This window comes from Pseudomonas sp. EA_105y_Pfl2_R69, from assembly GCF_963970915.1.
Taxonomy (GTDB): Bacteria; Pseudomonadota; Gammaproteobacteria; order Pseudomonadales; family Pseudomonadaceae; genus Aquipseudomonas.
On the sequence record NZ_CAXAOO010000002.1, the window covers coordinates 181320 to 199791 of the forward strand.

General features: G+C 66.0%; 11 protein-coding genes and 1 pseudogene. 9 read left to right on the forward strand and 3 right to left on the reverse strand.

Features of this window, described 5'->3' with window-relative positions:
- Positions 1-80 precede the first annotated feature (80 nt).
- Entirely contained in the window at positions 81-1355 is a 1275-nt protein-coding gene (locus tag AACY13_RS06730; protein ID WP_339460259.1) for a maltoporin, read from the reverse strand.
- Between the two features lie 457 nt (positions 1356-1812).
- Between AACY13_RS06730 and AACY13_RS06735 the strand changes: the two genes are divergently transcribed.
- From AACY13_RS06735 to AACY13_RS06745, 4 genes and pseudogenes are all read left to right on the forward strand, one after another.
- The gene (locus tag AACY13_RS06735) at positions 1813-3480 is read left to right on the forward strand and encodes a glucan 1,4-alpha-maltotetraohydrolase domain-containing protein (RefSeq protein ID WP_339460261.1); all 1668 of its coding nucleotides are present in this window, start codon (positions 1813-1815) and stop codon (positions 3478-3480) included.
- Positions 3481-4566: 1086 nt separating this feature from the next.
- Positions 4567-4722: pseudogene (locus AACY13_RS22635) on the forward strand (HAMP domain-containing protein); the annotation flags it as partial.
- Between the two features lie 24 nt (positions 4723-4746).
- Positions 4747-5577, forward strand: a complete 831-nt coding sequence (locus AACY13_RS22640; protein WP_445262552.1) for a methyl-accepting chemotaxis protein — start codon at positions 4747-4749, stop codon at positions 5575-5577.
- A gap of 118 nt (positions 5578-5695) precedes the next feature.
- Positions 5696-6229, forward strand: a complete 534-nt coding sequence (locus AACY13_RS06745) for an REP-associated tyrosine transposase (RefSeq protein WP_339460265.1) — start codon at positions 5696-5698, stop codon at positions 6227-6229.
- An 84-nt stretch (positions 6230-6313) separates the two neighbouring features.
- On the opposite strand, the gene AACY13_RS06750 is transcribed toward AACY13_RS06745, so the two are convergent.
- Together AACY13_RS06750 and AACY13_RS06755 are read right to left on the reverse strand one after the other, a co-directional pair.
- Positions 6314-7393 (reverse strand): hypothetical protein, encoded by a 1080-nt coding sequence (locus AACY13_RS06750; RefSeq protein WP_339460267.1) that lies wholly within the window; start codon positions 7391-7393, stop codon positions 6314-6316.
- A 54-nt stretch (positions 7394-7447) separates the two neighbouring features.
- Positions 7448-9508, reverse strand: coding sequence for an alpha-amylase (locus AACY13_RS06755; RefSeq protein ID WP_339460269.1), 2061 nt, complete (start codon positions 9506-9508; stop codon positions 7448-7450).
- 255 nt (positions 9509-9763) lie between these two features.
- On the opposite strand from AACY13_RS06755, the gene malE reads away from it, so the two are divergent.
- The 5 genes from malE to AACY13_RS06780 all read left to right on the forward strand — a co-directional run bounded on the left by malE (position 9764) and on the right by AACY13_RS06780 (position 18397).
- Entirely contained in the window at positions 9764-10948 is a 1185-nt protein-coding gene (malE, locus tag AACY13_RS06760; RefSeq protein ID WP_339460270.1) for a maltose/maltodextrin ABC transporter substrate-binding protein MalE, read from the forward strand.
- 100 nt (positions 10949-11048) lie between these two features.
- Positions 11049-12572 (forward strand): maltose ABC transporter permease MalF, encoded by a 1524-nt coding sequence (gene malF / locus AACY13_RS06765; RefSeq protein ID WP_445262539.1) that lies wholly within the window; start codon positions 11049-11051, stop codon positions 12570-12572.
- An 11-nt stretch (positions 12573-12583) separates the two neighbouring features.
- Positions 12584-13474 carry a maltose ABC transporter permease MalG gene (gene malG, locus AACY13_RS06770; RefSeq protein ID WP_339460272.1) on the forward strand — a complete coding sequence of 297 codons (891 nt, stop codon included), beginning with the start codon at positions 12584-12586 and terminating at the stop codon, positions 13472-13474.
- A 299-nt stretch (positions 13475-13773) separates the two neighbouring features.
- Entirely contained in the window at positions 13774-16518 is a 2745-nt protein-coding gene (gene malT, locus AACY13_RS06775) for an HTH-type transcriptional regulator MalT (protein WP_339460274.1), read from the forward strand.
- A gap of 250 nt (positions 16519-16768) precedes the next feature.
- On the forward strand, positions 16769-18397 hold the full coding sequence (locus tag AACY13_RS06780) for an alpha-glucosidase (RefSeq protein WP_339460275.1): 1629 nt from the start codon (positions 16769-16771) through the stop codon (positions 18395-18397).
- Positions 18398-18472: the final 75 nt, after the last annotated feature.

The window sequence follows — 18472 nt, forward strand, 5'->3', positions numbered from 1 at the left end:
GTTGCAGGTCCGGGGCAAATAACCACAGGAGCAGCGTTACAACTTCGTTCGGGGCCCGGATGCAACGGGCCCCGATTGGCTTACCACCAGGCTTCGGCCTGTACGCCAAAGGTCAGGCCGTTGTCGTCGCCGGGCTCGATGGATTCGCTGGCGGCGTTGTAGCGGCCACCGTCCCACATGGCGTAGGTGGCGAAGGCGCGGATTTGCGGACGGGCCCAGAAGCTGCGGCCGGCGGACCATTGCTGGGCCAGGGTGATCTTCTTCAGGTCGCGGGATTTTTCACCATCGGCCTGGGGGTCGACGTAGTCGTAGCCGAACTCCAGGGCGGTGCTCATGGTGTCGTTCCACTTGTACACCGGGCGCACGCCGAAGGAGCTCCAGGCCTGCCCGGAGTCGTTGTCGAAGTCTTTGTCTTCGTGGATCTGCACGTACATCATTTCGATGTTGTCGGAGAGGCTGACCACACCCTGGTTGACCAGGCGGATCATGCTGCCGTCGCTGTTGCCGGTGCTATTGCGCCCGGTGCTGCCGACGATGCCGTCGGTGCCGTACTGCAGGGCCAGCTTGTTGAAGCCGCCGAACCAGTTGCCCTGGACATGCTCGACGGTGACCAGGTGGCCTTTCTGGTCGGTATAGCCAGGGTCTTTTTCCTGGATATCGGAGAGGTTGGCCTTGCCGTAGTTGTAACCGAACTCCAGCTTGCCGTCGGTATTGAACTCGATGTCGTTGAGGCGAAAGTCCAGGGTGTCGTTGGCCACGTTGGTGCCGGTGCCCGCGCCGTTATAGGTCCAGTCGCCGTCGGTGTTGCGCATCCAGGCCACGTGCGCCTTGGCGAAGCCCAGGTCGATGTCCTCTATGCCGGCACCCGGCCCGGAAACGTCCCAGTAGTAGTAATCGTTGATATGCACGTCATGGCGCTTGTAGTAGCGCTTGCCGGCCCACAGGGTGGCACCTGGCAGGGTGTCGGGCAGGAAGTTCTTGGCCTGCACGTTGAACTGGCGTATCGAGCTGGTGCCGTTGGCGTAGGGGTTGCTGTCGCTGTCGGTGGCTTCCCAGTCGTTGGCCTGGTCGGACTTGTAGGCAATCATGCTGTCGACGTAGAAGCTCTGCTCGCCTTCCTTCCACACTTCCTTGCCCAGGCCGATCTCGGCGTAGGTTTCGCATTCGTTGCCCAGACGGTACTTGGCCGATGCGCCGGCCGCCTGGAAGCAGGCCTGGTCGCCGCCGCCGGCAGTCGCGCCGATGCCGGAACGCAGGTAGCCATGAAAGTCCACGGCCAGGGCCGGGCTGGCCAGCAGCATGGCGGCGAGCAGGGCGCTGGGACGAAACAGCTGTGCAGGTTGGATCTTGTTCATCGTGGGACCTTTTTTTGTTTTTGGATTCAGGGCTGCCGGAGCCTTGCGCACTGCCCGTTCGGGCATTTGCCAGCGGGGCAGGCGAGCTCGTTGGCGTGCCGACACTCGCCCCGCAGGCTCGACCGCACCGGGAAAATACCGAGGGCGGCGGCTGGGCTAAGCGTCATGGATCGGCTACTGCGCCACATCCTCCCCGGCAGTTTTTTTCAAGGCTGAGTGCCCGGGGCGTAGCGCCGGGCAGGCGGGTAGGGGTGGATGAGGTGGCGGCTACGCCTGCCAGCTACGCCGTAAAAAAATCCCCAGGGGAGGTATGGCGCTGGCGCGCCCCCCGCCAAGCTGGCGCGGCGGAGAGGTTGTGAAAAAACTCCCGCCTACTGCGAACGTCCCCAGGCGTCCGCCCGCGCAACACATCCCCTGTAGTCGGATGCTCTCTACAACAACAAAATGGAGCTCTACGATGAAACGATACCTGCGACTTGCCGGGCTGGTCCTGGCATTGACGCCCCTGGCGTACCCCTACGGCAGCCTGCTCGAGGCGGCCGAAGCCGCGGGCAAATCGCCCAATGGCGTGCGCTACCACGGCGGCGACGAAATCATCCTGCAAGGCTTTCACTGGAACGTCGTGCGCACCGCCCCCAACAACTGGTACAGCACCCTCGCCGGCATGGCACCGAGCATCGCCGCGGACGGCTTCAGCGCCATCTGGATGCCGGTACCCTGGCGCGACTTCTCCAGCTGGAGCGATTCCAGCAACGGCACCTCGGGCGGTGGCGAGGGCTACTTCTGGCACGACTTCAACAAGAACGGCCGCTACGGCAGCGACAGCCAGCTCAAGCAGGCCGCCAATGCGCTGAACGGTGCCGGGGTCAAACCGATCTACGACGTGGTGCCCAACCACATGAACCGCGGCTATCCGAACAAGGAAATCAACCTGCCGGCGGGCCAGGGCCTGTGGCGCAACGATTGCTCTGATCCCGGCAACTACGCCAACGACTGCGACGACGGCGACCGCTTTGTCGGCGGCGATGCCGACCTCAACACCGGCCACCCGCAGAACCTGGCGATGTTCCAGCAGGAGTTCGCCAACTTGCGCAACAACTACGGCGGCGCGGGGCTGCGCTTCGATTTCGTTCGCGGCTACGCTGGCGAACGGGTCGACAGCTGGATGGACCAGGCCCACGACGACGGCTTCTGCGTCGGCGAGCTGTGGAAGGCTCCGGGCGAGTACCCGAGCTGGGACTGGCGCAACGGCGCGAGCTGGCAGCAGATCCTCAAGGACTGGTCGGACCGGGCCCAGTGCACCATCTTCGACTTCGCCCTCAAGGAGCGCATGCAGAACGGCAGCGTCAGCGACTGGCGCAATGGCCTGAACGGCAACCCCGACCCGCGCTGGCGCGAGGTGGCGGTGACCTTCGTCGACAACCATGACACCGGCTATTCGCCTGGCCAGAACGGCGGCCAGCACCACTGGCCGTTGCCCGATCACCTGCTCAAGCGGGCCTATGCCTATATCCTCTCCAGCCCCGGCACACCGGTGGTCTACTGGTCGCACATGTACGACTGGGGCTACGGCGACTTTATCCGCCAGCTGATCCAGATCCGCCGTACGGCGGGGATCAAGGCCGACTCGGCGATCGAGTTCCACACGGGTTTCAGCGGCCTGGTGGCGACCGTCAGCGGCAGTGATCAGCAGTTGCTGATCGCCCTCGACTCCAACCTGGGTTCCCCCGGCCAGGTGGCCAGCGGCAACTTCACCCAGGCGCTGACCAGCGACAACGGTCAGGTGCGCATCTGGCGCACGGACAGCGCTGGCGATGGCGGTGGCGATCTGGTCAGCGTGAATTTTCGCTGCGACAACGGCACCACCCAGTGGGGCGACAGCGTCTACGCGGTGGGCAATGTCAGCCAGCTGGGCAACTGGAGCGCGGCAGCGGCCGTGCGCCTGACCGATACCAGCGCCTACCCGACCTGGAAGGGCAGCATCAGCCTGCCGGCCCAGCAACAGGTGGAGTGGAAGTGCATCATCCGCAACGAGAGCAATCCGACCCAGGTCAAGACCTGGCAAGCCGGTGCCAACAACAGCCTGACCGTCAGCGCTGGAGCCAGCACCTCGGGCAGCTTCTGAGCCTGCCGGGCCGCCGGGGTAACCCGCCGGCCCGGCCTTTATCGATTGGAGAGAAGGATGTTGTCCTCCATTACCAACAGGTTCGCCGCGCCCGAGTTCGGCTTCCTGTCCCGGCTCTACCTACTTATCGCGGCACTGGCGCTGTTGCTGGTGTTGTTGGGCGGCAGCAGCCTGGCCGCCATCGCCGACCTGCAGGGCAACAGTGAGCGCCTCGCGCACACCGCTGCGCGGCTGCAGGCCAGCCAGAACTTTTTCAGCGCCCTGCAGGGCCTGACCCAGAATATTTCCAATGCCCTCGGTGCCGAGCGCGCCGAGGATCTCGAGGCGTTCGCCGCCGAGCACCGGCAGCGCGCCGAGCAGGTCGCCACGCGCCTAGAGCGCATGCACGACAGTGACAGCAGCCCGGACCAGCCGGCCCTGGCGCTGCTGGTGCAGCTGCTGCCGCAGCTGGATGCGCAGAGCCTGGCGCTGCTGCAGGCGCAGCGCCAGTTGCTGGAGCGGGTCGACAAGACTGCGGTGGCGCTGCGCGACCTGCAGTTGCAGCTGTCGCGCTTCAAGCAGGACCTGCTCCGGGTGCAGGCCGACACCAAGGACGACTACGTTGCCTACTCGCTCAAGCAGTTCATCATTCCCCTGGAACAGGTCGAGGCCCTGGTCTTCGATGCCGTCGGCAGCGCATCGTCGCAGCGCCTGGCGCAGGCCGAGGTCAAGGTCCGGGAGCGCCTGCCGAACCTGCACAAGAAGTTGGCCAGCGTGCTCGACGACCTCAAGCCGCATCAGGACAGCCGCACCGACTACGCCCACACCTACCTGGGCGAATTTGCCGAGATCGAGCGCAACATCCTCCTCGACGGCCAGGGCACCCTGGCCCAATACGCCGGCTGGCTCGCCGACAAGCAGCGCAACCTCGAGCGCAAGGGCCTACTGCAGGGGTTGCAGGGGCAGATGGGCGAGCAGGTCGAGCGGCTGATCGAGGCGGGCGAGGGGGACGCCCAGGCCCAGCTTGAGCAGGCGCGGGCGACCTATCGCAGCGGTTTCGACCGCCTGCTGTGGCTGGCCGCGCTGTCGCTCGGCATCGCCCTGAGCATGGGCCTGTGGCTCAGCCGCACCATGCGTCGGGCTTTGGGTGCGGTTTCCGGTGCGTTGAACCGGCTGGCCGAGGGTGACCTGCGCGGCCAGTGCGATTATCGCCGCGCGGATGAGTTCGGCCGGGTCGCGGCGGACGTCAACCGGGTCGCCGGCAACCTGCGTGATGCCCTGGCCCGGTTGGGCCGTGCTGCCAACCAACAGGACGCCATCGCCCGCAGCAATACCGGTTCCTGCGCCGAGGCGCGTCAGGGCCTGGAGCAGCAGCGCTCGAGCATCGGTGCGCTGGCGACCAGCCTGACCCAGCTGGAGTCAAGCTTCGCCGAGGTCGCCCGGCATGCCGAAGACACGGCCGAACGGGTTGGCAACGTCGAGGATCGTGTCAGCGACGGCAGCCGCATCATGACCGGCACCATCGGCAGCACCCGCGAACTGGCCGAGCAGCTGCAGGGCAGCGTGGACGAAATCGCCAAGGTCGAAGCCTTCAGTGCCCAGATCGGGCAGATCCTCGAGGTGATTCGCGGCATCGCCGAGCAGACCAACCTGCTCGCCCTGAACGCCGCGATCGAGGCCGCCCGCGCCGGCGAACAGGGCCGAGGCTTTGCCGTGGTCGCCGATGAGGTGCGCAACTTGGCCCTGCGCACGGCCAGCTCGACCGGGGAGATCCAGTCGCGTATCGAGCGTCTGGTCCAGGGTATCCAGCTGGCGGTGCAGTCGGTGGAGCTGAGCCGCCAGCGCATGCAGGCCAACCTCGTCCAGGTCGGTCAGGCCGACGGCGTGATGCAACAGATTCGCGAGCAGGTCGGTGATATCGCCGGCATGTCGCGACAGATCAGCCAGGCCACCGCCCAGCAGCAACAGGCGGCCGAGGAGGTGACGCGCAGCATGCATGCCATTCACTCGGTGGCCGAGTGCAATATGCAGCGCCTCGTCGGCATCAGCGAAACCAGCGTGCGCCAGGCGGCAATGGTCGCCGAACAGCAGGCGCTGTGCGGCCGTTACCTGACCTGAGGTGCAACGCCCGGTGCGCACGGCGCACCCTACGGCATCCGGCGCGATCCATATGGAGGGTGCGCCGTGCGCACCATGGCCTATCCTTGCGGGGCGATCAACGTCGAGGAGACAGGGAATGTCCGACTACCGCCGTGCCCGGGATCCGGGTGCCTGCTATTTCTTTACCCTGACGACCGAGCAGCGCCAGCCCGTGCTGACCCAGCCGAGGCTGCGCGAAGCCCTGCACCTGGCCATCGTCCAGGTGCGTCAGCGTTATCCCTTCACTATTGCCGGCTGGGTGTTATTGCCCGATCACCTGCATTGCCTGTGGCAGCTGCCCGCGGGCGATGCCGACTTCGGCCTGCGCTGGTCGCTGATCAAACGCCTTACCAGCCCGGCGCTGCCCCGCGCGCCGGGGGCGATCAGCCTGAGCCGCTGCCTGCGCCGCGAGTCCAGGCTATGGCAACGGCGCTTCTGGGAGCACCGTATTCGCGACGAGGAGGATTGCCGCCGGCACCTGGATTACCTGCACTGGAACCCGGTGCGCCATGGCCTGGTCGAGCGGGTGGCCGACTGGCCCTGGTCGAGCTATCACCGTCTGGTGCGCGAAGGCGTTTACCCGGCGGATTGGGGCGGAACCGGGGACGCGGAGGGCGCGTTCGGCGAATGACCGCGCAAGTCGCGGTGCGCGACGCGCACCCTACGCAATGCGCTGTCGGGGTGGCTTCCGTAGGGTGCGCTGCGCGCACCGGGGTTAACCGCCGACCTGCCAGGCCATGGCCTGTTGCCGTGCCTGTTCAAGTTGTTGTCGCCAGGCCGCCACAGGCCTGCCTTGCAGCAGGTCCAGGCGTTGCAAGTCCCTAGCCTGAGCGTCGAGGCAATCGGTCAGCCAATCCAGGCGTTGCAGGGTCAGGGGCGTGCAGGTCTGGCCTTGCAGGTCGTCGTCCAGGTCGCTCCAGTGTGAGCGCCAGGCTTCGCGCAGGTAGAGGCGGGCGAGGTCGTGGCGCAGGGCCTGCTGCCAGTCGCCGATAATGCCATCCAGCCAGGTCAATACGTCGCTGCTTGCCCCGCGCCGGGCCAGGGTCTGGCGCAGGTGTTGGTAGCACTCCAGGGCGATGCGTTTTTCCAGCGCCAGGGCGCTGAGGGCGGCGGCGCTACCCTGGCGCTGTTCCAGGTCGAGCAGGTAGGCGTAGTAGCTGCGGGTTTCGAAGCGTTCGGCAGCGTGGCATTGCGGGGTCAGCAGGCCGTTGCTGTTGCAGGCGCGCAAGGGGTCGAAGCGGTACATATAGCCGAAATCGAACAGGCGGATCCGGCCGTCGTCGAGCAGGTTGCCCGGGCACAGGTCCCAGTCGAAGAAGCCCAGTTGCAGCAGCGCCGAGAGGCTGGCGAACAGCTGCAGCAGACGGCGCTCGTCCCACTCCTGAACGGCCTCGCCGGCGATCCAGGGCGACAGCAGCAGGCCCTGGCGGTAGCTGGCGTACTGGGTGGCGACTATCCCGCTCAATGCTGCGCCCCAGGCCGGCTGCTGTTTCAGGGCCTGTAGCTCGGCGCGGCGCTGCACCTCGTTGAGAAAGGAGGTCTGGCCGTTGAGGTTCTGCACCTTGCATTGCGCCCGCGCGCGCTTGAGGGTCCAGAGCCTGCCGCCAGCCTCGATCTGGTAGACCTCGGCGGTCAGGCCGCTGGCGAAGTGGCGACGCACCCAGGGGCTGGCGGCGGTGGTGGCCAGCAGTTGTTCGATGGGCAGCGGACAGTCGGCGGCCTGGCCGACCTGGATGTCGGCGTGGCTGTTGGCGAAGGTCAGTTGGGCTTGTTGGCGTTGTTGTTCCGGGGTCATGGTAATACCGAGTAGAAAGTGGTGCGCACGGCGCACCCTACGGGTTGTGGTGCATCACGGGCCTTGGACGATCACCACCTTGTCCTCGCCGAGGCGACGGACGAAGGCGTAGGGCTGGCTGGACAGCCGTTGGTGGCTGCCGGCCCCGATGGCCGGGTGGCGCGCGCGGAACTGGCCGAGGATGCGCCAGTGCTCGAGCAGGGCAGCGATGGGCGGCTGCTGGTGCGCCGCCCAGTTCATCGGCGAGCGGGTGCCCTGCTGTGGGTCGGAGCCGCTGGGGCCGAGGGGGCGGGCGCTTTCGTCGCCGTAGTAGATCTGCACCGCGCCGGGGCTGAGCAGCAGGGCCGCGGCCAGACCCTGCTGGCGCGCCAGGTCGTTGTTCTGTTCGGCGAAGAACAGCGAGGTGTCGTGGGAGGAGGCGTAGCTCATAAAATTGTGCCCGGGATCGTTCTGCAGCAGTCCGGCGTATTCGTCGTAGCCGCGATCGGCCTGGCTCAGGCAGTCGCTGGCCTTGGCCGCCAGCTCGCCCTGGAAGGCGAAGTTGATCAGGGCGTCGAAGCCGTTGTTCTGGTAGACGTTGCTCTGCGGGCCGTGGCCGAACACTTCGCCGACCATCCAGAACGGGCTGCCGCTCATGGGATCAAGGGGGTTGGCGGCCGACCACTCGGCACGGGCCTGGTCGGCCGCCCGGCGCAGCGCCGCCCAGGTGTCCAGCTCGACATGCTTGACGGTGTCGGCGCGAAAGCCGTCGACGCCGAATTCGCGCACCCAGAAGGTCAGCCATTCCACCAGGTAGTCGCGCACCCGATAGCCCTCACGCGGCACCGCGCGGGTGTCGGCCTTGCGCAGCAGAAAGGGCGGCAGTGCCACGGCCTGTTCGCTCTCGGTCTTGAAGTCGGGCAGAAACGCCAGCGAGCCCTTGAGCGGATCGACCAGCACGCTGGGCGGCTGATCGTAGTCGGCGATGCCGGCGCGCAGCCAGTCCTTGCCCCACCACTGGTTCCAGTCCGGATGCTGGTAGTCGAGCAGGTTGTGGTAGGCGTGCAGGTTCTCGTAGCTCGAAGGTTGCCAGTCGCTCCAGCGCGGCGGCAGGTATTGGCTCATGCCGCCCCGCAGGGCACCGAGGCCGAATTCCTGCATATCGGCCAGGGTCGAGTAGCCGGGGTGGTTGAGCACCACATCGAACAGCACGCGGATGCCGCGGGCGTGGGCTTGGGCGATCAGTTCGCGCAGCTCGTTCTCGCTGCCCATATTGGCGTCCAGGCGGGTGAAATCCAGGGCGTAGTAGCCGTGATAGGCGTAGTGACGAAAGTCGCCCTGGTCGCCGCCGCCGACCCAACCGTGGATCTGCTCATAGGGCGCGCTGAGCCACAGGGCGTTGACGCCCAGCTGCTGCAGGTAGTCGAGCTGGCCGGTGAGGCCCTTGAGGTCGCCGCCGTGGAAGGTGCCGATTTCCTGCTCGCCGTCGGGCTGGCGACCGTAGCTGCGGTCGTTGCTCGGGTCGCCGTTGGCGAAGCGGTCGGTGAGGGCGAAATACACCGTGGCGTTGCGCCAGTCGTGGGCCGGCTTGGTTTGCGCCGCGGCGGCTTCGAGCAACAGCAGGCCGCCGCTGTGGGGAGCCGGAGTCATCCGCACCTGGCCGTCTTCGACCGTCGCCAGTTGCCCGCTATAGGCATCGCGCAGCTGCTGGCCGTCGGCAAATACCCGGCTGACGTCGACGCCCAGGGCCTGGCCCTGCCAAGCTGTACAGGCCACCTGGCGGGTGGCCTGCGCTTTGACCGGGAGCAGGCGCAGGTGGGCGTCGTCGCCGTCCTGGAACAGCAGGCGATAGCGTCCGGCCGTCGGCACCTGCAAGCTCAGGTGGCTGTCGGCCTGCCAGGCCTGACGCTGATAGAGCGCCAGGGCCTGCGCCGGCTCGGCACTGGCGGGGCCACGCAAAGCCAACAGGCCTGGCTGCAGTTCCAGTTCGCTGCTGTAACGCTGTCCGGCCTCGCTTTGCCAGCGCAGTGGCAGGGGCTGTTGCTCGAGCCAGGCCTGCAGCTGCGGGGCAGCCAGGGCGAGAGGACTGAGCAGGGCGATAAGCAGGCTGGCGAGCAGCAGTGACGAGCGGCGCATAAACTTCTCCCGGTGCGGTTGAGCCGCCATTGGAGTCGCTTTTTGCCGCCTGCGGCAGGCGGGGACAGGGCCGGCGCGCATACTTTTTTTCGCCTGCGGCTGGCAGACTACGCCCCCGTCTCTACGCCCTCGCGAGCTGCACCGGGGGAGGATGTGGCGCCTGTGTTTCTGCCCGAGGATGCAAGGGCTGCGCGACTATCCACCGGCCTGCAGCGGTTGTGGATCAACAATAAGAAGCCACGAGGACTCTCACCTATGAAGAAGAAATTGCTTACTGCTGCCATCGGCCTGGCCGTCACCCTGGGCCTGCCGCTAGCGGCCCAGGCGGCCATCGAAGAAGGCAAGCTGGTTATCTGGATCAACGGCGACAAGGGCTACAAGGGCCTGGCCCAGGTTGGCGAGAAGTTCACCGCCGACACCGGGATCAAGGTCGAGGTGGCGCATCCCGACAGCGCCACCGACAAGTTCCAGCAGGCCGCCGCCACCGGCAACGGCCCGGATATCTTTATCTGGGCCCACGATCGCCTCGGCGAGTGGGCGCAGAGCGGGCTGATCGCACCGATCAACCCGAGTGCCAAGAACAAGGCCGAGATCGAGGACTTCGCCTGGGACGCGGTGACCTACCAGGGCAAGCTGTGGGGCTACCCCATGGCGGTCGAAGCCACCGGCCTGATCTACAACAAGGCGCTGGTGCCGACCCCGCCGAAAACCTTCGACGAGGTGCTGGCGCTCAACGTCGAGCTGGCCAAAGACGGCAAGCGCGCAATTCTCTGGGACTACAACAACACCTACTTCACCTGGCCACTGCTGGCGGCCAACGGCGGTTATGCCTTCGCCGAAGTGGACGGCGGTTACGACGTCAGCCAGACCGGGGTCAATAGCGCCGGAGCCAAGCAGGGTGCGGCCGTGCTCAAGCAACTGATCGATGCCGGAGTGATGCCCAAGGGCGCGGATTACAGTGCGGCCGAGGCAGCCTTCAACAAAGGCGAGTCGGCGATGTTTATCAGCGGGCCCTGGGCCTGGTCGAATATCCAGAAGAGCGGTATCGACTTCGGCGTCGCGCCGATCCCCGCCGTGGGCGAGGCCGCCAGCCGGCCGTTCACCGGCGTGATGGCCGCGACCCTGAACGCCGCCAGCCCCAACCAGGCCCTGGCCGTGGAGTTCCTCGAGAGCTACCTGCTACAGGTCGAGGGGCTGAAGACGGTCAATGCCGATGTGCCCCTGGGCGCGGTGCCGAACAAGGCCTATATGGCCGAGCTGGCCAAGGATCCGTTGATCAAGGCCACCTTCGACAACGCCGCCATGGGCCGGCCGATGCCCAATGTCCCGGAAATGGGCAGCTTCTGGTCGGCCATGGCCCCGGCGCTGACCAATATCACCTCCGGTCGCCAGACCGTGGACGCTGCGCTGGATGACGCTGCCAAGCGTATCGCCAAGTGACAACCGGCGGTTGCCGACGTGGAACGTCGGCAACCGCCTTGCTTGAGGCTATAACAAGATGTCAGCCCTGGAATTTCCAATCGCACCGGTCAGCCCTGCCATGACCCGACCCTCCGCTTTTGCCCGCCTGCGTCAGCCCCTGCGCTGGTCTGTCTGGGGGCTGTTCAACGCCCTGGCGCTGTACCTGGTGGTGGCGCTCTACGCCCAGCAGCAGGTCGCCTTCGCCCTGCTCGGGTTGGTGGTCACCGGTATCGCCAGTTACGTGTTTATCAGCAAGAAAGCCTATGCCCACCGCTATATCTACCCGGCGGTGGCGGGCATGCTGGTGTTCGTGATCTTTCCGCTGCTGTACACGGTGGGCATCGGCTTTACCAATTACAGCGCGACCAACCTGCTGAGTTTCGAGCAGGTGCAGCGCTATCACCTCAATCAGACCTACCTGGCCGGCGAGCGCTTCGCCTTCAGCCTGCATCCCGATGAGACCGGCGCGCTGCGCCTGCGGGTGGACCAGGGCGAGCAGGGCGTATTCGTCTCGCCGCCGCTGCAGGGCGATCCGCTGCTCAGCGAACCGCTGGAGCTGCTGCCGGAAAGTGCCGTGAGCCTGGCCGAAGCCTTGCCGTTGCGCGAGGTGATCCAGCGCCGTGGCGAACTGGAACAGTGGGTGTTGCGCGGTACCGAGGGCGAGCTGCTGCGCCTCTATGGCCTGCGCGAGGTGGCGGCGGTCAAGCCGCTGTACCGCCTGCTGGAAAACGGCGACCTGCTCAATACCCGCAGCAGTGAACGCCTGGAAGTGGATCGCAGCAGCGGTTTCTATGTCGACAGCCACGGCAGCAAGGTAGCCCCCGGTTTCACCGTGTACGCCGGCTGGAGCAACTTCGCCCGGGTGCTGAGCGAGCCGAGCATCCGCGACCCCTTCCTCGAGATCTTCGTCTGGACCGTGGCCTTCGCCGGCCTCACCGTGCTCTTCACCCTGGCCCTGGGTCTGGTCCTGGCCAGCCTGCTGCAGTGGGACCTGGTGCGTGGCAAGGCGTTCTACCGGGTCATGCTGATCCTGCCCTATGCGGTGCCGGCCTTTATCTCGATCCTGGTGTTTCGCGGCCTGTTCAACCAGAACTTCGGCGAGATCAACCTGATGCTCGACAGCCTGTTCGGCGTGCGCCCGGACTGGTTCAGCGACCCGACCCTGGCGCGCAGCATGATCCTGCTGGTCAACACCTGGCTCGGCTACCCCTACATGCTGCTGCTGTGCATGGGCCTGCTGCAGGCCATTCCGCGCGACCTCTACGAGGCCTCCGCGATGGACGGCGCGACGCCCCTGGACAACCTGCTGAAGATCACCCTGCCGCTGCTGATCAAGCCGCTGGCACCGCTGCTGATCGCCAGCTTCGCCTTCAACTTCAACAACTTCGTGCTGATTACCCTGCTGACCCGCGGCGGTCCGGACATCATCGGCGCGACCACCCCGGCCGGCACCACCGACCTGCTGGTGAGCTACACCTACCGCATCGCCTTCCAGGATTCCGGGCAGAACTTCGCCCTGGCGGCGGCCATCGCCACCCTGATCTTCCTGGTGGTCGGCGGCATGGCCTGGCTCAACCTGAAACTGTCGAAAGTCAAAGTCTGAGGAATCCGTCCATGGCAATGGTGCAACCCAAATCCGTGAAATACCGCCTGTGGCTGACCCACGCCGGGCTGCTCGGGTTTATCGCCCTGATCGTGTTTCCGCTGCTGATGGTGGTGTCGATCAGTTTCCGCGAGGGCAATTTCGCCACCGGCAGCCTGCTGCCGGACCAGCCGACCCTGGAGCACTGGTCCCTGGCCCTGGGCATTCCCTACACCCTGGACAACGGCACGGTGCTCAACCCGCCGTTCCCGGTGCTGACCTGGCTGTGGAACTCGCTGAAGATCGCCCTGATCAGCTCGCTGCTGATCCTTATGCTGTCGACCACCAGCGCCTACGCCTTCGCGCGCATGCGCTTCGCCGGCAAGGGACCGATCCTCAAGGGCATGCTGATCTTCCAGATGTTCCCGCCGGTGCTGTCGCTGGTGGCCATCTATGCCCTGTTCGACCAGCTCGGCAAGCATGCCGGCTGGCTCGGGGTGAACAGCCACGGCGCGGTAATCGTCGCCTCGCTGGGCGGCATGGCCCTGCATATCTGGACCATCAAGGGCTACTTCGAGAGCATCGACGCCTCCCTGGAGGAGGCCGCCATCGTCGACGGCGCGACCACCTGGCAGGCCTTCGTGCATATCCTCCTGCCGATGAGCGTGCCGATTCTCGCCGTGGTGTTTATCCTCGCCTTTATCACCAGCATCACCGAATACCCGATCGCCTCGGTGCTGCTGATGGACGTGGACAAGCTGACCCTGTCGGTCGGTGCCCAGCAGTACCTCTACGAGCAGAACTACCTGTGGGGCGACTTCGCCGCCGCCGCGGTGCTCTCCGGCCTGCCGATCACCGCGGTATTCCTCTACTGCCAGAAGTGGATAGTCGGTGGCCTGACCGCGGGTGGGGTGAAAGGGTAGGGTGCGCACGGTGTACGGTTTGAACCTGTTTCGTAGGGTGCGCCGTGCGCACCATCGGGATTGGCATCGTGGCCATGCTTGCACTCGGATTATGGTGTCGCGGCTCTAATTGGTGCGCACGGCGCACCCTACGGGTTGTGGCCTCACGGTCATTGGTGCGCACGGTGTACGGGCTTGACCCACCGGCATGGCTTCTATCTGGGCATGCCGTTTTTTGCCGTTTATAACGCAGGCTTGAGCCTGCAATTTGCGTAAGATTCGCACTACCCGATACAAAGACAATTAACGGGAGTGATTGTATGAATGCTGTATCAGCTCAACCACTGCCGCTGATTCCGGCCAAGCTCTGTGCGCCGGCCCTGCATCCCGGGCTGCTCGCCCGACCGCGTTTCGACGAGTGGCTGCAACGCCTGCCCCAGGTGCGCCTGGCCGTGCTGCAGGCCCCCAGCGGTTTCGGCAAGACGGTACTGGCCAGCCAGTGGGCGGCGGCCTTCGCCGGCGCGGTGGCCTGGGTCAACCTGGATGACAAGGACAATAACCCGCGGCAGTTCGGCCGCTACCTGCTCAATGCCCTGCATGCCCGCCTCGACGGTGGCTGTGCGCAAAGCCTGGCCCGCGCCGAGCGGGGCGAGGAAGACCTCGACGGTCTGCTCACCCGCCTGCTCGCCGAGTTGCCGGCCGAACACCCATCGCTGCTGCTGGTACTCGACGAGTTCGAGGTGCTGCGCAACCCTGAGCTGATCGCCGCGCTGCGCTTCTTTCTGCGCAACAGCCCGGCGTGGCTGACCCTGCTGGTGTGCAGCCGCGGTCTGCCGGAGCTTGGTGTCGCCGAGCTGCGGGTCAAGCGCCAGCTGCTGGCGCTGGATGCCGGCCTGCTGGCCTTCGAGCACGACGAAGTGCAGCAACTGCTGGCGCTGGGCCTGCCGATCGCGATCAACCGCGAGCAGGTCGAGCGCCTCAACCGGCGTATCGGCGGCTGGCCCTGCGCCCTGCAACTGGCCCAGCAGGAGGTGCAGACCGGGCGCGGCATGGACCTGTTTCTCGAGAGCCTGCAGCTCGGCCATCCCTATATCCGCGATTACCTGCGCGAGCAGGTGCTCGATGGGCTGGACGCGCCGACCCAGGAATTCCTCCAGGCCACCTGCCTGCTCGAGCGCTTCAGCGCGGCCCTGGCCGACCGTCTGACCGAGAGCTGCAACGGCCGTGAGATGCTCGAGGCGCTGGAGCGTGCGGGCCTGTTTATCCAGCCCGTCGACAGCCTGCGCCAGTGGTTCGCCTACCACCCGCTGTTCGCCTGCTTTCTGCAGAACGAGCTGAGCACCCATCAGCCGCAGCGCGTCGCCGAACTGCACCTGCGCGCCGCCGAGGCGCTGCTGGAGGAGAAGATGCCGGAGGAGGCGGCGCGCCACGCGGTACTGGCCCGTGACCCGCAGCGCATCACCCAGGTGCTGCAGAGTCACGGCCGCCAGTTCTATCGCCAGGGCCGCCTGGCCCTGCTGCAGCGTTGCCTGGCGGTGTTGCCGGAAAGCGCCATCGCCGAGTCGCCGCTGTTCACCCTGCTGCAGGCCTGGGCCTCGCAGAACCAGTATCAGAGCGATCAGGTCGAGCGCTGGCTGCAGGCCGGCGAAGCGGCGCAGAAGGACCTGCATACCCCGGAGCAGTGGCAGCGCATCGAGGCCGATTTCAAGGCGGTGCGGGCCCAGGTGGCGATCAACCAGGGCGATCTGCAGCAGGCCGTGGTCTTCGCCCGCGAGGCCCTGGCCTTCGAACCGCTGACCATGCGCACCTCGCGGGTGGCGGCGATGTCGGTGCTGGCCGAGGTGCACTTCGTCCAGGGCGAGCTGCAACAGGCCCAGCAGCAGCATGAGGAAACCGTGCGCCGCGCCCAGCAGATCGATGCCACCCACCCGGTGCTGTGGAGCCTCGGCCAGTTGTCGGAGATCGCCATCGCCCAGGGCCATCTGCAGAAGGCCTACAACCTGCAGGAGCGGGCGCTGCAGTACATCGAGCAGGAACAGCTGCCGGTGACCCCGATCATGGAATTTATCCACCGCGTGCGCGGCCAGGTGCTGCTCGAATGGCACCACCTGGACGCGGTGGAACAGTGCGCCCTGCAGGGCCTGGAGATCCTCGATGCGGTGGGCGACCACTGGTTTCTGCAGTGCTATGTGCTGCTCGCCCGGGTTGCCCACGCCCGCGGCCAGCAGAGCGTGTGCGCCGACTATATCGGCAAGATCCAGAGCCTGCTGGCCGGCGACAACTACCATATCGACTGGCTGGCCAATGCCCATGCGGTGATGCTCACCTACTGGGACTCGACCCAGGACAAGGACAGCATCCAGCAGTGGCTGAGTACCGCACCGCCGCTCAAACCCGGGGCCAACCACTTCGCCCAGGGCAATGCGCGCAACCATGTGCGCGCCTACCTGGCGTTGAATCAGGGCGAGCGTGCGCTGCCGATCCTGCGCCAGCTGCAGGTCGACGCCGAGCGCCACCAGCTGGTGATGGACCAGAACCGCAACCATATTCTCCAGGCCCAGCTGTTCTGGCAGCGCGAGGAGCGTCAGGCGGCCCTCGACCACCTGCACCAGGCCCTGCGCCTGGCCAGCAGCACCGGGGTGATCGGCAGCTTCCTGCGCCTGGGCAAGCCGCTGATCGGCATGCTCAAGGCGCTGCAGCACGAACGCCAGCTCGACGAGCTGGAAAGCCAGCGCGCCGACCGCCTGATCCAGCTGGCCCAGCAGCAGCGCGACTTCAGCCGGGCGATCCGCATCACCCTCGACGAGGCGGTGATCCAGGACATCATCAACCGCCCCGACGTGCCCGAGCTGATCCGCCATTCGCCGCTGACCCGGCGCGAATGGCAGGTGCTCAGCCTGATCCACGCCGGGCTGTCCAACGAGCAGATCTCCGAGCACCTGAATGTCGCCCCGACCACCATCAAGACCCATATCCGCAGCCTCTACCAGAAGCTCAATATCACCCAGCGCAGCGAGGCGGTGCAGCTGGCACGCAGTTTGTTGAGCAAGATTCAGGGCGAGTAGGGCGGGGTACGCCTGCGCGATTTCCCCCGCCCCCGGTGCGCGTGGCCTGGGCGGCCCCGCGCACCCTACGCGGTCCGCTGTGTAGGGTGCGCCGCGCGCACCAGGGCCCACCGCGCATGATCGTTGGCAAAAACTCCTCCCCCTAGGCGCATGCAAGCTACGCCCGCGAAAAGCCCGGCGGGGAGGATGTTACGGATGCCGCCCTTGCCTAGAGTGAAGCCGTCATTACGAACTTATAAGGCTTTGATGTATGGCTGTTATCCGCAAGGACTGGTGGCGCGGTGGCGTCATCTATCAGGTTTACCCGCGCAGTTTCTTCGACAGCAACGACGACGGTGTCGGCGATCTGCCCGGCGTGCTGCTCAAGCTCGACTACATCGCCAGCCTGAATGTCGATGCCATCTGGCTGTCGCCGTTCTTCACCTCGCCGATGAAGGATTTCGGTTACGACGTCAGCGACTACCGCGGGGTCGATCCGCTGTTCGGTACCCTGGAGGACTTCCAGACGCTGGTCGCCGCCGCCCACGAGCGCGGCCTGCGCGTCATCATCGATCAGGTGCTCAACCACTGCTCGGATCAGCATGAGTGGTTCAAGGAGAGCCGCAGCAGCCGTAACAACGCCAAGGCCGACTGGTTCGTCTGGGCCGAACCCAACCCGGACGGCACGCCGCCGAACAACTGGCTGTCGGTGTTCGGCGGTTCCGCCTGGAGCTGGGACGGCCGGCGCAAGCAGTATTACCTGCACAACTTCCTGGCCAGCCAGCCGGACCTGAACTTCCATTGCGAGGCGGTGCAGCAGCAGTTGCTCGAGGACATGCGCTTCTGGCTCGAACTGGGGGTCGACGGCTTCCGCCTGGATGCCGCCAACTTCTACTTCCATGACCTGCAGCTGCGTAACAATCCGCCGAACCCGGATATCCGCGAAGGCGGCATCGGCGTGCGCGCCGACAACCCTTACGCCTACCAGCGCCACCTGTACGACAAGACCCAGCCGGAAAACCTCGCCTTCCTGCGCCGCCTGCGCGCGCTGATGGATGCTTTTCCAGGCACGGCCACGGTGGCGGAGATCGGCTGCGACAACTCCCTGCGCACCATGGCCGCCTACACTGGCGGCGGCAACACCCTGCACATGGCCTATTCCTTCGACCTGCTGACCGCGCAGTGCAGCCCGGCCTTTATCCGCCACACGGTGGAGAATATCGAGCGTGAACTGGGTGACGGCTGGCCCTGCTGGTCGGTGGGCAACCACGACGTGGTGCGGGTGATCAGCCGCTGGGCGCTGGCCGGCGAGGAAAGCCCGGCGCGCGCGCGCATGCTGATGGCCCTGCTGTTGTCGTTGCGCGGCAGCGTCTGCCTGTACCAGGGCGAGGAGCTGGGCCTGGGCGAAGCCGAGCTGGCCTATGAAGACCTGGTCGATCCCTATGGCATCCGCTTCTGGCCGGACTTCAAGGGCCGCGACGGCTGCCGCACGCCAATGCCCTGGACCCGCGAGGGCGATTATGCCGGCTTCTCCGCGCAGCAGCCCTGGCTGCCGCTGGCCGAGCGCCATCGAGCGCTGGCGGTGGATGTGCAGGAGCAGGATGCGCAGTCGATGCTCAACAGCTACCGGCAGTTTCTTGCCTGGCGTCAGCAGCAGCCGTTGTTGATCGAAGGCGAGATCGCCATGCGCTATCACGACGACGGCCTGCTGGTGTTCGAGCGACGCCTGGGCGAGCAAGCCTGGCTGTGCCTGTTCAATATGAGTGCCGCGCCGCGCCGTTACGACCTGCCGCTGATGGTCGAGCCGCTCGACGGCGTACCGGCCAGCACTGCCGAGTTCCTCGGCAGCTGGGTAAACTTGCCGGCCCACGGTTTCGGTTTCGCCCGCCTGCTGGGGTGACGGCGATTGCTTTTGTAGGAGCCAGGGGGACGCCTAGTCCTGGCTGGCGATGTTTTTGATCTGCAAGGATCGCCA

Excerpts from the sequence above, each read along its gene's own strand:
- AACY13_RS06780 (WP_339460275.1), top strand. The coding sequence starts at position 16,769 with ATGGCTGTTATCCGCAAGGACTGGTGGCGCGGTGGCGTCATCTATCAG.
- malF (WP_445262539.1), top strand. The coding sequence starts at position 11,049 with ATGACCCGACCCTCCGCTTTTGCCCGCCTGCGTCAGCCCCTGCGCTGG.
- AACY13_RS06745 (WP_339460265.1), top strand. The coding sequence starts at position 5,696 with ATGTCCGACTACCGCCGTGCCCGGGATCCGGGTGCCTGCTATTTCTTT.
- AACY13_RS06735 (WP_339460261.1), top strand. The coding sequence starts at position 1,813 with ATGAAACGATACCTGCGACTTGCCGGGCTGGTCCTGGCATTGACGCCC.
- malT (WP_339460274.1), top strand. The coding sequence starts at position 13,774 with ATGAATGCTGTATCAGCTCAACCACTGCCGCTGATTCCGGCCAAGCTC.
- malG (WP_339460272.1), top strand. The coding sequence starts at position 12,584 with ATGGCAATGGTGCAACCCAAATCCGTGAAATACCGCCTGTGGCTGACC.
- AACY13_RS06755 (WP_339460269.1), bottom strand. The coding sequence starts at position 9,508 with ATGCGCCGCTCGTCACTGCTGCTCGCCAGCCTGCTTATCGCCCTGCTC.
- AACY13_RS06750 (WP_339460267.1), bottom strand. The coding sequence starts at position 7,393 with ATGACCCCGGAACAACAACGCCAACAAGCCCAACTGACCTTCGCCAAC.
- AACY13_RS06730 (WP_339460259.1), bottom strand. The coding sequence starts at position 1,355 with ATGAACAAGATCCAACCTGCACAGCTGTTTCGTCCCAGCGCCCTGCTC.
- malE (WP_339460270.1), top strand. The coding sequence starts at position 9,764 with ATGAAGAAGAAATTGCTTACTGCTGCCATCGGCCTGGCCGTCACCCTG.